Annotated in this window: 15 protein-coding genes; 3 read left to right on the top strand and 12 right to left on the bottom strand. The window is 62.6% G+C overall.

The window, feature by feature from the left end:
• Nucleotide 1 precedes the first annotated feature (1 nt).
• The 11 genes from CJ028_RS12235 to CJ028_RS12285 form a co-directional block, all read right to left on the bottom strand.
• Nucleotides 2-868, bottom strand: a complete 867-nt coding sequence (locus CJ028_RS12235) for a branched-chain amino acid ABC transporter permease (protein ID WP_105035508.1) — start codon at nt 866-868, stop codon at nt 2-4.
• Nucleotide 869: 1 nt separating this feature from the next.
• Nucleotides 870-1,586, bottom strand: coding sequence for an ABC transporter ATP-binding protein (locus tag CJ028_RS12240; RefSeq protein ID WP_105035509.1), 717 nt, complete (start codon nt 1,584-1,586; stop codon nt 870-872).
• Nucleotides 1,579-2,349, bottom strand: a complete 771-nt coding sequence (locus tag CJ028_RS12245; protein ID WP_105035662.1) for an ABC transporter ATP-binding protein — start codon at nt 2,347-2,349, stop codon at nt 1,579-1,581. Before CJ028_RS12245 ends, CJ028_RS12240 begins: the two co-directional genes overlap by 8 nt.
• The gene (locus tag CJ028_RS12250; RefSeq protein WP_105035510.1) at nt 2,346-3,377 is read right to left on the bottom strand and encodes a branched-chain amino acid ABC transporter permease; all 1,032 of its coding nucleotides are present in this window, start codon (nt 3,375-3,377) and stop codon (nt 2,346-2,348) included. The genes CJ028_RS12245 and CJ028_RS12250 overlap by 4 nt, the downstream gene beginning before the upstream one ends.
• A 102-nt stretch (nt 3,378-3,479) precedes the next feature.
• A complete protein-coding gene (locus CJ028_RS12255; RefSeq protein ID WP_161498975.1) occupies nt 3,480-4,625 on the bottom strand; it encodes an ABC transporter substrate-binding protein in 1,146 nt (381 codons plus the stop codon).
• A 289-nt stretch (nt 4,626-4,914) separates the two neighbouring features.
• Entirely contained in the window at nt 4,915-5,553 is a 639-nt protein-coding gene (locus CJ028_RS12260) for a TetR/AcrR family transcriptional regulator (protein WP_205684026.1), read from the bottom strand.
• A 108-nt stretch (nt 5,554-5,661) separates the two neighbouring features.
• Nucleotides 5,662-5,898, bottom strand: coding sequence for a biotin/lipoyl-containing protein (locus CJ028_RS12265; RefSeq protein WP_105035513.1), 237 nt, complete (start codon nt 5,896-5,898; stop codon nt 5,662-5,664).
• 10 nt (nt 5,899-5,908) lie between these two features.
• A complete protein-coding gene (locus CJ028_RS12270; RefSeq protein ID WP_105035514.1) occupies nt 5,909-6,892 on the bottom strand; it encodes an alpha-ketoacid dehydrogenase subunit beta in 984 nt (327 codons plus the stop codon).
• A complete protein-coding gene (locus tag CJ028_RS12275) occupies nt 6,889-7,884 on the bottom strand; it encodes a thiamine pyrophosphate-dependent dehydrogenase E1 component subunit alpha (protein WP_240607228.1) in 996 nt (331 codons plus the stop codon). Before CJ028_RS12275 ends, CJ028_RS12270 begins: the two co-directional genes overlap by 4 nt.
• The gene (locus CJ028_RS12280; RefSeq protein ID WP_105035515.1) at nt 7,881-8,291 is read right to left on the bottom strand and encodes a hotdog family protein; all 411 of its coding nucleotides are present in this window, start codon (nt 8,289-8,291) and stop codon (nt 7,881-7,883) included. The genes CJ028_RS12275 and CJ028_RS12280 overlap by 4 nt, the downstream gene beginning before the upstream one ends.
• Before the next feature lie 7 nt (nt 8,292-8,298).
• Nucleotides 8,299-8,784 (bottom strand): FAS1-like dehydratase domain-containing protein, encoded by a 486-nt coding sequence (locus CJ028_RS12285; protein WP_105035516.1) that lies wholly within the window; start codon nt 8,782-8,784, stop codon nt 8,299-8,301.
• A gap of 79 nt (nt 8,785-8,863) precedes the next feature.
• On the opposite strand from CJ028_RS12285, the gene CJ028_RS12290 reads away from it, so the two are divergent.
• The gene (locus CJ028_RS12290) at nt 8,864-9,169 is read left to right on the top strand and encodes an SDR family NAD(P)-dependent oxidoreductase (RefSeq protein ID WP_105035517.1); all 306 of its coding nucleotides are present in this window, start codon (nt 8,864-8,866) and stop codon (nt 9,167-9,169) included.
• Nucleotides 9,170-9,260: 91 nt separating this feature from the next.
• On the opposite strand, the gene CJ028_RS12295 is transcribed toward CJ028_RS12290, so the two are convergent.
• Complete coding sequence (locus tag CJ028_RS12295) at nt 9,261-10,442, bottom strand: acetyl-CoA C-acyltransferase (RefSeq protein WP_105035518.1); 1,182 nt, start codon at nt 10,440-10,442, stop codon at nt 9,261-9,263.
• Between the two features lie 422 nt (nt 10,443-10,864).
• Here CJ028_RS12295 and CJ028_RS12300 point away from each other — a divergent pair, with 422 nt between their 5' ends.
• Nucleotides 10,865-11,881, top strand: a complete 1,017-nt coding sequence (locus tag CJ028_RS12300) for an ABC transporter permease (protein ID WP_105035519.1) — start codon at nt 10,865-10,867, stop codon at nt 11,879-11,881.
• Between the two features lie 71 nt (nt 11,882-11,952).
• The gene (locus tag CJ028_RS12305) at nt 11,953-13,032 is read left to right on the top strand and encodes a sugar ABC transporter substrate-binding protein (RefSeq protein ID WP_105035520.1); all 1,080 of its coding nucleotides are present in this window, start codon (nt 11,953-11,955) and stop codon (nt 13,030-13,032) included.
• Nucleotides 13,033-13,183: the final 151 nt, after the last annotated feature.

Consider the following 13,183-nt stretch of genomic DNA (forward strand, 5'->3'; position numbering starts at 1 on the left):
GCTACACCTTCACTTTTGTTTTGGATCCGAAGACGCCAGCCGGGCGCACAATCAGCACCAGGATGAACACCGCGAATACGAGAGTCGTGCGGTAGTCCTGCGACACGTATCCCGCGAAGAGCGTCTCGAGCAGGCCAAGCATGATCGCACCGATGATCGCCGTGCTGATGCGTCCGAGCCCACCGAGAATCGCCCCGACGAATGCAATGAGCGCGAGGCTCGTACCCATGTGCGGGCTCATTGAGAGGATCGGTCCGGTGAGAATTCCTGCAGCCGCCGCGAAGACACCGGAAAGCGCGAACAGCCCGATGACGACGCGGTTGGTGGGGATGCCGAGGGTCTCGGCCATCTCCTTGTCCTGGAACATGGCCCGGATCGACATGCCACCACGGCTGCGGAATACGAGCGCGAGTGCCGCGAACAGCACAATGCCAACGACGAGCACCGCCATGCTGTGGTTCGAGATTGAGAGGATGCCTATCTGCTGCACCCCGGACCCGAAAGGGCTCTCCGCCGGAAGCGGGATGCCGCCAGCGATGATGCGGACGAATTCGGCCATCACGATTGAGAAGCCGAATGACATGATCACCGCGGAGAGCATGTCCTTCTCTGCCACTTGGCGATAGAAGAAGGCCCACGATGCGACCGAGACGAGGATACTCACCACGATCGCAAGCAGCACGCGCACAATCAGCGGAAGCTCCGGAAGGAACACGTAGGTGAGGTATCCACCGATCATGGCCTGCGCGCCGAGTGCGAAGTTCACGAACCCGGTCGCGGTATAGAGCACCGCATAACCCGCTGCGATCAGCGCGTAGATGGTGCCGGTGACGAGACCGGCCGCGATGAGTTGCACGAAAGTTTCCATGTCAGTTCCCCTTCCCTAGTCCGCCGAGATAGAGCTCCCGCATCTCCGATTTGGTCTTGAGTTCCTCAACCGTGCCCTCGAGCACTGCTGTCCCTCGCGAGAGCAGGTAGCCGCGTGAACAGATCTTCATCGCGAGTACGGCGTTCTGTTCAACGAGCAGTACGCTGAGCCCATCTCGAGCGAGGTCGCGCACGGACTCGCCTACCTGCTGGTAGATCACTGGCGCGAGTCCCAGGGACAACTCGTCGATGACAAGCAGGCGGGGTTCCTGCACGAGTGCCCGGCCGATGGCGAGCATCTGTTGCTCTCCGCCGCTGAGAAGGCCTGCCTGCTGGCTGCGACGACCGGCGAGTCGGGGAAAGCGGTCGAAGATGCTCTCGATCCGCTCCTTCACGCGGGTGTTTGGCCCGACACGGGCGGCAACCTCGAGATTCTCAAGCACGCTCAGTTGCGGAAAGACATGTCGGCCCTCTGGCACCAGCGCGATGCCAAGGCGCGCACGCTCGTGTGGGGCGAGCTTGCTGATGTCCTTGCCCTCCCAGGTGATCGAGCCACCAAGGAGAGGGTTGTGACCGATAATGCCCCGAAGGGTCGTCGACTTGCCTGCGCCGTTTGGCCCGACGAGGAACACAGCCTCGCTGGCGCCGACCGAAATGGTGAGGTCATGCACGACGGAGACGGGGCCGTAGCCGATGCGCGCGTTCTTTAGCTCAAGCATCGTCGCTCCTCCCGATGTAGGCCTCGATGACCTGGGGATCAGCGCGCACGACGCTTGGAACGCCGTCGGCGATGACTCTTCCCTCGCTGAGCACGGTAAGTCCGTCGCAAATGCTCATGAGCAAGCCAATGTTGTGTTCAATGATGAGGACGGTGTAGCCGTTCTTGCTGAGCGAGACGAGCGTCTCACCGAGCGCCTCGACGTCCGAGCCGGGCAGTCCGGCGGCCGGCTCGTCGAGCACGAGCAACGACGGTTCACTCGCAATGGCACGTGCCATCTCCACGAGCCGACGGCGTCCGTACGGCAACTCGGCGACGAGTCGCTTGGCGTCGTCGGCGAGGTTGAGCTGTTCGAGCAAGGCCATGCAACGCTCGCGGTTGGCGCGTTCGACGCGGCTCGTCTTGGGCGTGTAGAAGAACGTGTGCGGGAAGCCGTAGTCAATGTGACGATGGCGACCTGCCATGACGTTGCTCAGCACGCTCTCTTCCTCAAAGAGCTGCGAGGTCTGGAACGACCTCGCCATGCCGAGCGAGGCCATGTGGAAGGAGCGCAGCCCTGTGACGTCTTTGCCTTCGAACGTCACGGTGCCGCCGTCGATGCTATCGACTCCCGTGATCATGTTGACGAAAGTCGTCTTGCCTGCACCGTTGGGGCCGATGAGCCCGTGCAGCGCGTGCTCATCGACCGTGATGTCTGCATTGTCGACGGCGGTGAGTCCACCGAACTTGCGAGTAAGGCCACGAGCCTCGAGAATCACGGTCATTGGGTTCCTCCGTGGAATCGAGCGCGGATCGAGCGTGTAGCCGCGAGCACCCGCGGCGAGGTGAGTAGACCGCCCAGCCCCTGCGGCAGGAACCGCAACGTGAGCACGATGAGCAGCCCATAGATGAGCAGCACATACTGCGAGGCACCGAACGTCTCGGCCGAGTTGCGGAAGTAGGTCAGGACGATCGCGACCACGATGATGCCCGGCATCGAGCGCAGGCCGCCGACGATGGCGATCGCGAGCACCGATAGGGTGAGGTCGATGCCGAAGACAGAGGGATCAACGACGAGCGCGTAGGCGGTGTACAGCCCGCCCGCCACTGCCGCGAAGGCACCAGCGACGCCAAAGGCGAGGAGCTTGTAGCGGCGCGTGTCGATGCCGATGCTGCGCGCTGCGATGGGGCTCTCCCTAGTCGCCATCAGCGCACGGCCGACCTTGCTGCGTCTCACGCTCATGATGATGACAATGAGCAGGTACAGGAAGCCAAGCCCGACCCAGTAGAGAAGTTTCGGTTCGTCGAGGTAGCTGCCCGCGAATGTGATGTCGAAGCCCGTAATGCCCTGCGGACCGCCCAGCCAGTCCGAATTGCGCACGAGGTTCTCAACGATGTAACCGAACGCCAGCGTCGTGAGCGCGAGATAGAGGTCGGTCGTACGAAGCGTTACGAGGCCCATGAGAATACCGATCACGGCGCCCACAGCGGCAACGAGGAAGAGGCCGAGAGTCCCATCGATACCGGTCTGGCCGATGATCACTACCGCCGCGTAGGCACCGGCGCCGAACATCGCCGCCTGGCCGAGTGAGAAGACGCCCGCGAGCCCCATGAGCAGGTGCATTGTGAGGGCGAGGATGCACGTGATGACCGTGTAGGACATCAAATAGTTGAAGGCGAAGTCGTCGACGAGGATTGGCAGGACCACGGCCACCGCGGCCACCACGACGCCAATTATCGGCAGAAGGTTGCCGGCGCTCGGCGCTCGACGTCCGGTTGCTCCCGTCGTTGCGGGTGAAAGTGTGTCGGTCATAAGTATTTCCCTTCGGTGGGCTGCCGCACCGCGGTACGGCAGCCCACCTGGCTCCAGTTCTAAGGGCCGCGGCCAGGGCCGCGACCCGGTGCAGGATCGGGGCTAGTTCGGCCACACCGACTCGTAGCCAGTGCCGTTCCAGGTCGCGATGGTGGAGGACTTCAGGCCCATGTGGTCCTTGGAGAAGTCCCAGTCACCACGCGCGAGGCCGTCGAAGTCAGAGAGGCCCTCGAGCCCACTCCAAATTTCCTCCGACGTCGTTCCACCAGTCGCGACAGCCTCGGCGAGGCCTAGAGTGGCGTCGTATGCCATGGCGGCGATCCATCCCGGAATCTCAATGCCTTGGGCCTGCAGTTTCTCGGCGAGCGAAGCGGAGTTGGCCTCCTCGGTTGGGTACCACGGCGAAACCGTCTTGTAGCCGATCGCAGCTGCACCCGCGAGGTCGATGGAGCCAGACGCGTCCGCGCCGATCCATTCCGATTCGAGACCGAGTTCCTTAGCCTGGCGCAGCAGCTTCGCTACGTCGGCCGGATTCGAGTCGCTTAACAGCACGTAACGCGGGTTGAGCTCCTTAAGCTGCGTGATCACCGGGGTGTAGTCAGCCTGGTCTGGGTCGTGCCCGATCGTCAGTGCCGGCGTAACACCGATGTCGGCGAGCTGTTCGGTCTGGATGACCGCGCCGCCCTTGCCGAAGTCCGTCGTGGCATTTACGATTGCGACGTCCTCACCGGGCTTGAGATTCGCCTCCACGTAGTCGACGACCGTCTGGTTGCTGCGGTCGTTCTGCGTGCCCCAGCGGAAGGTGTTGTCGTAGTCCGCCGTGAGCGCCGGGAGCACCGCCATCACCAGGTGGGGGACGCCCGCCCGGTTGGTGACCTCGGCCGAAGGAACGATGTTGACGCTCACGATCGGGCCCATGACGACCGGCAGTTCATCCGACGTGATCGCCTGACGGGTCTTCTGCACGCAGATCGCCTGGTCGCTCTGGCAATCGTAGATGACCGGCTCGAGCGTAAAGTTATAGTCGCCCGCGGCATTGATATCCTTGACGGCGGCCTTGACGCCCGCGACAAGCTGCGTACCGTACCCGGCGTAGTTGCCGGTCTCTTCGGCGACGACTGCGAATTTGAATGTCGCCTTGTCGCCATCCCCACCATCGCCGGTGTCGGCTGGCTGGGCACAACCGGCTAGTGCGGTGACGCCAAGGACGGCCAATGCCGTTATGGCAAATTTCCGTGACCGAATCATAGAAAAAGCTCCTCTTTGAACTTCAAAAAATTGTCTCGACCGACTAGTCGGTTCATGACTACCTAACATCATGATCGACCGCTGGTCAAGCCCGGATGTGTTCCCGGCGATCCGGAATTCGACCGGATCGCTATCCGGTCCCGGGCGCTGCGGACGGGCTCCAAAGTCCGTTCTCCCACCCCGGCTACCACGGTGTGCTCACCGCCGACGGCAAGCATGGACCGGATCGGGGCCGTCGACGCCCCTCAAAAAATCGGTGCCGATCCGGTCGCCGACACCCGTCGCGAAGCTAGGGAACGATGCGTCCGTAGCTCGCTGGAATCCTCAGCGCCTCGGCGTCTGGGCGAACACCGACACCCTTGATGTAGATGCGCCAGAGCTGGAGCGCTAGATCTTCGGTCGACACGCGCCCCTGCGGGTCGTACCACTGGTAGGCCCAGTTGCACATGCCGAAGTAGGCGAGGGCCGCGATGTCCACGTCCTCGACTCTGAAGTCACCCGTCTCTTGCCCGTTCTGCAACACGATTTTGACCTTGCCGAAGTAGTCATCCCGCATCGCGACGATGCGCGTCTGTTCGGCCGAGGCGAGATCCCGGTGGTTCTCGAAGTACACGCGCAAGTACCCCGGCTTGTCCACGAGCAGGGCGAGGATGTCGCGAGCGACGAGAAAAAGAATCTCGGTCGATGGCAGGCCGTCGGCGATATACCGCGTCAACGAGGGATGGATGGCTCGGACGCATTCCTCGTGGATCCAGCCCACGATCTGCGCCTTGCTCTGAACGTAGTGGTAGAGCGTCGGCTTCTTGATGCCGAGCGCATCGGCGATATCTGTCATCGAGGCGCCCGCAAAACCCCGCTCATCAAATAGGCGCGCCGCGACATCGGTGATCTCACGCTGTCTCGTGGGCGGAATCGGTTGCTTGTCCACGTGCTTTTCCTCCTGCGCCACGGCTCTATTCCGAGCCAAATTCATCCCCATCTTAGGGCCTCGGTGCCCCCGTGAGCAGTCCAGCGTTCCCGGGGGCACCGTGGTGGTTCAGCTTTCGTCGATTCGCGCAACGATCTGCCCCTGGGTCACGGTGTCGCCGTCGCCGACGAGCAATTCGGCGATAACTCCCGACGCGGGCGCCTCGAGCTCGGAGGTGATCTTGTCGGTTTCGATGTCAGCGAGCGATTCACCCTTGCTGACGGTGTCGCCGACCTTTTTAAACCACTGTTCCAGCACGGCATCGTCCATCGTGAGCCCCCACTGGGGGATCGATACATCAATCATCAGGTTCTCCTTACGTGTTGTCGGACGGTCGGACGAGGTCACGGACCGCGGCAGCGATATCGCTGGGCTGGGGAAGGTAGGCATCCTCGAGATGCGGGGCAAACGGCGCGGGTGCGCGTAACGCACCGAGCCGCTCGATCGGGGACCGCAGGCGTCCAAAGAGTTCCCTGCCCACGGTCGCGGCGATCTCGGCACCGACGCCGAAATCGACGACCGCATCGTGCACGATAAGCAGGCGTCCGGTCTTCTCGACCGAGGCGAGCACGGTGTCGCGATCCCACGGGCTGATTGTGCGGAGGTCGATGAGCTCGACGCTGACATCACCGAGTTCCTCGAGGGCACGCACGGTCTTGGGCGCCGCGCCGCCCCAGGAGAGGACCGTAATGTCGTCGCCCTGCGTGCGCACGGCCGCCGAGCCGATGGGCACGATGTCTTCGGCCTCGTCAACCTCGCCGCGGCTCGACCACTCGACGAGGCTCTCGATGGCGAGCACCGGGCCGTCGTCGCGGATGGCTGCCTTGAGCAGTCCCCGCACGTCGGCCGGAGTCGAGCCCCAGACAACCTTGAGCCCTGGGATGTGGGCGAACAATGCCTCCAGGTTCTGCGAGTGCTGTGGGCCGGTACGGCGACCGGCGGCGCAGATGGTGCGGATGACCATGGGCGCAGCGTATCCGCCCGCAGACATGTAGGAGACCTTGGCGGCCTGGTTGACTATCTGATCCATCGCCACGGCCACAAAGTCGAAGAACATGATCTCGACGATGGGTCGGTACCCGGTCATCGCGGCGCCGAGGGCCGTGCCGACGATCGTCGCCTCACTGATCGGCGTGTCACGCACCCGCTCGGGTCCGAATGCATCCAGGAGCCCCTTCGAGGCGCCGAACGAACCGCCGGGCGCAGCGACGTCCTCGCCGAAGAGGATCACCTTGGGGTCGCGCTCCATCTCCTCCCGCATCGCGGTGTTGACAGCCTGCCAGTACTTGAGCGCGGTCATGCGCGGTTCCCTTCCGGATAGACGTCGCGCAGCAATTCGTCGGCGCGACTCGGGGCCATCAGCTCCACTACTTCCACGGCGGCCTGCACCTCGGCGGCCACCTCCGCCTCGATGGCGTCGAGGCTCTCGGCATCCACACCGAGTTCGATCAGACCCGTGCGCCAAGTAGCGACGGGGTCCCGGTCGGTCATCGCCCGGAGTTCTTCCTTCGAGCGGTAGCGCTGTGGGTCTCCCTCGAAGTGCCCATGCCAGCGGGTGGTGTCCATCTCAAGCAGGGTCGGGCCTTCGCCGCGCCGCCCCCGCTCGACCGCTCGCGTCGCCGCGGCGAGCACGGCGAGCACGTCGTTACCGTCAACTGCCTCCACGGCGATGCCATACGGGCGGGCGAGCTCGATGATCCTGGTGTTGGCGAGGTGGACGGCCGTCGGCGTCAGCTCGGCGTAGCCGTTGTTCTCGCAGACGAAGATCATTGGTAGCTTCCAGAGCGTCGCGAGGTTTACCGACTCGGTGAAGACCCCTTCGCCCACGGCGCCGTCCCCGAAGAATGCGACCGAGACGCGGCTCTTGCCATCCAGCTGCGCCGCGAGCGCCGAGCCGACAGCCATCGGAATGCCACCGCCGACGATCCCGTTCGCACCGAGGATACCGACGGAGCTGTCAGAAGCGTGCATGGACCCGGCCCGGCCGCGCGTCACGCCACCTTCCTTGCCATATAATTCGGCCATCATCTGTTGCAGATCCCCGCCCTTGGCGAGGCAGTGACCGTGACCACGGTGCGTCGTCGACACGGTGTCGTGGTCGTCGAGAGCACTGCACACGCCCGTCGCGACGGCCTCTTGGCCGAGGGAGAGATGGATGAACCCGGGCAGTTTACCGCCGGCGAAGAGTTCGCCGGCGGTGGTCTCAAAGCGTCGGATGCGGAACATGCTCCGGTACAGCTCGAGGCCCTGATCGACCGCGATGGTCGGCTCCGTGGTTGGGGTGATGGTCACGATGTTGGTCCTTTCGTCAGTTCGAGGGTGGCGCGTCCTGTGGCGCAGACCGTGTCACTTTCGTCGGTCTCATCGAGCACGCACGTCATGAGGCTGCCTTCGATGGATTCGATCGACCCGCGGACGGTCAGCTTGGTTCCGGCGATCGCGGGGCCGCGGTTCTGCCAGGAGAATGAGGCGAGTCGAGCGCCGGGTGGAGCCCATCGCAGGACACACTCGAGGATGAACGCGCCGTGCAAGTGGGACTGCACGAGCGCGCCGGTATAGCCCTCCGTCGCGGCATAGGCTGCGTCGTAGTGGATGCGGTGCGGGTTCCAGGTAACCGCGCTGAAGCGGAAGAGGCTGATAGCCGTTGGCTCGGCACGCAGTTCTTGGATCGACTGCCCGGCAGTCAGTGTGTCTGTCATCGGATTCCTATCTGGCCAGGAAGGTTTCGTGGCAGGTCGTGTAGGTTGTGCCGGCGGCATCGCGGAACTCGCGTAGGAGCCGCAGCGTGATGAATTCACCGGAGCGGCCCTGCTTGAGCTGGATGTCCTCGACCTGCACATCCATCCAGAGCTCAGTCCCGGGCGCGACCGGCTGGTGAAACACTAGATCCTGGCCGCCGCCCATGAGCCGGAGACCGCCCAATTCGACGCCTCCGAAGATGTCTTTGACGTTGCCGTCTGCGATCAGCTCGTCCTCCGGCGGCCCATCGCCCCACGCCAGCACTGCGCTCGGCATGAGCGGATGCGTCCCCGCCTGTTCCCGATCGGGGCCCGGCACGGCGCCTTGAATCGTCAGGTGAAACCGCGCGGCATCGCGGTCTGAGATCGTGCCCAGGTGATGCCGGTCCTGGGCCCCGATCTGGTGTGCGATCGACTGCGCGACTTGGCGGATTGCTGAAACTTCATCGTTCATGGCTGCTCCGAATGGTTGCGACCGACTAGTCGGTCGAGTACGACGCTAGCACTTCGTGCGAGAGAGCGAAAGTGCCGACTTGGGTAAGGGCGTCGTGGCCACTCACGCGGCCGGTCACAGCGTGGTCGCCGCCGTGCGGGATCCCATCTCATTCGACGTCAGCGCGTTCGATCCCGCGCGGATGATGGTCGTCGAGATCGACCTCAGGAATGAGGATAAAATCCGCGCAAGCGTGGACGCGACCCGCGTTTCGTTCGGTCGGATCGACACGCTCGTCAATAACGCGGGGCACGGCGTGCTCTGGCCGACTTCCCGATCATCCCCGCACCGGTTTCAAACTGCCCAAGCTCCGGACCGGCGTACCGTACGTGGTCGGGCGCGATAGCCGGTACTCCAATGTGGAAGTCGTCCCCGGTAGGACTGACGCTGCGGATGGTGCCGGACAGCGTGATCCAGGCGTAAACCGAGCCTGATGGTCAGGGTACGCGAATGATCATTGCGTCGCCTTGGCCGCCACCGCCACAAAGAGCAGCAGCACCGATGCCGCCGCCACGCCTGCGCAGTTCAAGCGCGAGCGTGAGTACAAGGCGAGCGCCGCTCATCCCGACCGGATGGCCAAGGGCAATTGCGCCGCCATTCGGGTTCACGCGGTCGAGGTCGAGACCGAGTTGACGACTAGACAGCAAAGCGACGCTGGCGAATGCCTCGTTGATCTCTACGAGGTCAAGGTCTTTGACCGTAAGAGTGCCGGAACGACTGAGGGCATTGTTGATTGCACCAGCAGGCTGCAGCAACAGCGAGGCATCGGGGCCCGCGACGGTGCCATAGCTCACAATTTCAGCCAGCCATTCGAGGCCACGTCGCTTGGCCTCCTCCTTGCTCATGATGATAAGGGCCGCTGCCCCGTCCGACAATTGCGACGCAGACCCCGCGGTGATCGTTCCCTCACGCGAGAACGCCGGCCTGAGGTGTCCCAGAGTTTCCGTCGTGGTGCCCGATCGCACCCCCTCATCTGTGTCGACGACTACATTGCCTTTTCGGCTACTGACCGTCACCGGTGTGATTTCCTCGGCGAACCGGCCAGCAGCGATCGCAGCGGAAGCCTTCGAGTGTGAGGACGCTGCGAATGCGTCCTGCTCCTCACGCGTCAGGTTGAACGGAGCCTGCTGACGTTCGGTGGCAGCGCCCATAATCTCATCTTCGAAACCACAGATGAGCGCGTCACGATCCAGCGCGTCTTCAAGGCTGCTGGGCCCGTACTTGAAGCCAGAGCGGGCGCCACGTAGGAGGTGCGGCGCATTTGACATCGATTCCGTGCCGCCGGCGAGTGCCGTGGTGAGGTACCCGGCGCGAATGGCGAGGTCAACCTGTGCGATCGCCGTCATCCCGGAGAGACACTGCTTATTGACAGTGGTGGCCGGAACTGACATTGGAACCCCGCCGTTAAATGCCGCCAGCCGCGCAGGGTTGGGGCCAACGCCTGCCTGAACGACATTCCCGAAGATGGTTGCGTCAATTGAGTCCGCAGGGACGCCCGCGCGTTCTAAGGCAGCACGCACCGCCATCCCGCCGAGCTGCGGCGCGGTGAGGGATGCGAGCGAACCGAGCAGCTTGCCGATCGGCGTGCGTGCGCCATTTACGATCACAGAGGTGGTCACTTCTATGTACTCCCGCCGATTGATCCGGAACCTGGTCGCCCGAATATACGTTTACGTCCATGCAAATGCTTTGGGTTCCAAGCATCGTAGCAGCGCGCCGCAGCCCAGGCGTGTTTTTTCACCCTTGTGGTTACTTTCCAATGGGCAAAGGTCGACGTTCGTCGATTCCTCTGGCCGATCTTCTGCGAAGAAGAAATCGTTGACAGTTCTAGGGGTGGTCCCTACTATTAGACCGTCCGGTCGGTAGAGTGACAGTGAGGTCATCGTCCCATGGTTTCAAGCAGCCAATTTCAGGCCCCTTTTCAGGGTGAGTGCCGTCGTGGGGCGGAACTTGGTACGGCTCGGCTGAGTTGGTCGCATCCCTCTCAATATCCAGGAGGCGCCCGCATTTCAGGCACCGACGAGCCCACCGTTGGTGCATCATGACCGCCCTGCTCGAACGGCGCCTTACCCGAACCACGGTGCGCTCCCGCCTTGAGGCACTGGATCAGGGCACGCTGGTCATCGGGCTGATTGTCGCCATGTTGATCCTTGGAGGGCTCACCACGCAGGGCTTCCTCACCACGGGAAATCTTTCCGTGGTGCTTCGATTCTCAGCGGCAATCGGAGTTGTCGCCATTGCTCAGGCATTCGTTGTGCTGGGACGTGGGGTCGATCTCTCCGTAGGCGCGATGGCCCTCGTTGCCGGCCAGGTCACGCTGGAATTGATGTCTAGAGGGTGGTCGGAACTTGCTGCGGTGGGGGCGGCCTTGGGCGTGGCCCTTATTCTTGGGCTGGTCAATGGGTTTCTCGTCGCTGTCGTCGGTGTGCCCGCATTGCTGGCGACGTTGGGCACTGGGCAGCTCCTGCTCGGTGGAATCAAGGTCGGTCTGCTTCAAAGCAATCTCTACTCCGTTGCGCCCGATGCGTTTCTTCGACGGCTCGGAATGGGGTCCGTCTTAGGCATCCCCACGGCAGTATTCTGCCTGCTTGTCGTCATCGCGCTCAGCTGGTTCTGCTGGTCCTATACGTCCTTTGGCCGGTTGATCCGGGCAATAGGCGACAATCCGGACACCGCCTGGCAGATGGGTGGTCCGATGCGCCGCGTACAGATCGGCAGCTATCTGATCGCCGCGCTACTTTCGGCTTTCGCCGGATTCTTGATCATGGCCCGTGAGGGAAGCGTGACCACTACCGGAGCGGCGTTCAGCCCCCTGCTTTTTGCAGCGCTAACCGCGGTGGTGATCGGTGGAGTCTCGCTGTCCGGCGGCCGAGGGAGCCTGCTGGGCGTTGCCGCGGGCACAATTTTCATAAGCCTGATCGTGAACCTCTTGACCCTCAACAGCCTCAGCCCTGCTTTGCAAGACCTCGCGAACGCACTCACCTTGGTCGTCGCCATTGTGCTCGATGCCTGGCTTCATCCTCGTGACGAAGAGACTGCCAAAAGCGGTGACCTTTGATCACAGGGATAGCCAGGTAATGGGTCGATGTTTCATCAAACAATTCATCAATTGAGCAGTAAGGAAGAAGAATGAAAATAAAGACAGTGGCCATGATTGCGCTCTTGGCTCTCGTCCTCACGGGTTGCACGAGTGGACGGCCGGATGCAGCCCCTGGTAACGCAGCCGCCGGAGGAACCGTGAGTTTAACCGGCGGTGTTCCTGAAGTCGTTCAGCCGCTCGAGGTTCGCCAGCTCGTGCACGACACGATGAAAGACAAGCGCATCGCTTTCATACCGTTGCTGTACAAGGGCTACAAGATCACCACTGAGTGGGGCGTCCAGCTGCAACGCGGCTTCGAATCGCTGGGTTCGACCTTCACCGTGTACGACTCAAACTTCGACACCGACCAAATGGTGCGGATCATTGACGATCTCATCAAGTCGAAAAAGGCCGATGCGCTGATTCTTCACAACCCTGACCTCAATGTGCTCACGCAGCAGATCAAAGAGGCCCAGGCCGCAGGGATCTACGTTGTCGTCCTGAACATGACCTCGAACCAGTCTGGCGACGTCTTCATCGGAGCAGACCTGGTCAGCATGGCTGAGGAAATCACGAATAAGGCCGCCGTTGACTGCAAGGCCGACGGTAAGAACCAGATCGCCCTCATTAACGGTCCGGCAACCGACCCGTGGAACGTTCTTTACGAAGAGGGTGTCAAAACCGCGGCAGAGGAGCAGGGGCTTGAGATCGTCGATACGACCGACTCGAAGTGGCAGGCAGATCTTGCGAGTCAGCAGGCTGCGACCATGATCGAGCGGCATGGTGCTGACCTCTGTGCGCTGATGGTGCCATGGGATGTAGTCGCCCTGCCGGCCGGCAACGCGGTTAAGACTGCCGAGGACGAAGGCCGGGTTGCCAAGGACCAGGTTGGCGTCTACGCCATTGATTCATCCTCGGATGGTTGCGAAGGAATCTCGGACGGCCTGATCCGCGCCTCGATCGCCTATGACCAGTCAGGCATCGGAACCGGCGCGCTCCTCGCAGTGCAGCAACTGTTCGAATTGGGCAATGCGCCCGGATCGCAGAGAAGTGTCGCCTATGTGCCTTACGTTGTCATCGATAAGACCAACATGAGCCAGGTTACGTTCGCCTGCTACTTCGGGTCCTGATCTGATGGCGATCACGCCCCGGCGATCCCGCCCAATTGACGCATTCTCACTAACTGGTCGAGGTTGGATGGGAAGGCTGGCTCCGTCCCGAGCAATCTCTGACCTCTTCGGGAAACCTTGGATGGAGGCGGCGGTCCCACTATCGCTCGCA

Source organism: Cryobacterium aureum, assembly GCF_002954245.1.
Taxonomy (GTDB): domain Bacteria; phylum Actinomycetota; class Actinomycetes; order Actinomycetales; family Microbacteriaceae; genus Cryobacterium; species Cryobacterium aureum.

What these genes read in the sequence shown, in the direction of transcription:
- CJ028_RS12265 (WP_105035513.1), bottom strand. Translation starts at nt 5,898, where the DNA reads ATGATTGATGTATCGATCCCCCAGTGGGGGCTCACGATGGACGATGCC.
- CJ028_RS12270 (WP_105035514.1), bottom strand. Translation starts at nt 6,892, where the DNA reads ATGACCGCGCTCAAGTACTGGCAGGCTGTCAACACCGCGATGCGGGAG.
- CJ028_RS12280 (WP_105035515.1), bottom strand. Translation starts at nt 8,291, where the DNA reads ATGACAGACACACTGACTGCCGGGCAGTCGATCCAAGAACTGCGTGCC.
- CJ028_RS12305 (WP_105035520.1), top strand. Translation starts at nt 11,953, where the DNA reads ATGAAAATAAAGACAGTGGCCATGATTGCGCTCTTGGCTCTCGTCCTC.
- CJ028_RS12245 (WP_105035662.1), bottom strand. Translation starts at nt 2,349, where the DNA reads ATGACCGTGATTCTCGAGGCTCGTGGCCTTACTCGCAAGTTCGGTGGA.
- CJ028_RS12235 (WP_105035508.1), bottom strand. Translation starts at nt 868, where the DNA reads ATGGAAACTTTCGTGCAACTCATCGCGGCCGGTCTCGTCACCGGCACC.
- CJ028_RS12300 (WP_105035519.1), top strand. Translation starts at nt 10,865, where the DNA reads ATGACCGCCCTGCTCGAACGGCGCCTTACCCGAACCACGGTGCGCTCC.
- CJ028_RS12255 (WP_161498975.1), bottom strand. Translation starts at nt 4,625, where the DNA reads ATGATTCGGTCACGGAAATTTGCCATAACGGCATTGGCCGTCCTTGGC.
- CJ028_RS12240 (WP_105035509.1), bottom strand. Translation starts at nt 1,586, where the DNA reads ATGCTTGAGCTAAAGAACGCGCGCATCGGCTACGGCCCCGTCTCCGTC.
- CJ028_RS12285 (WP_105035516.1), bottom strand. Translation starts at nt 8,784, where the DNA reads ATGAACGATGAAGTTTCAGCAATCCGCCAAGTCGCGCAGTCGATCGCA.
- CJ028_RS12250 (WP_105035510.1), bottom strand. Translation starts at nt 3,377, where the DNA reads ATGACCGACACACTTTCACCCGCAACGACGGGAGCAACCGGACGTCGA.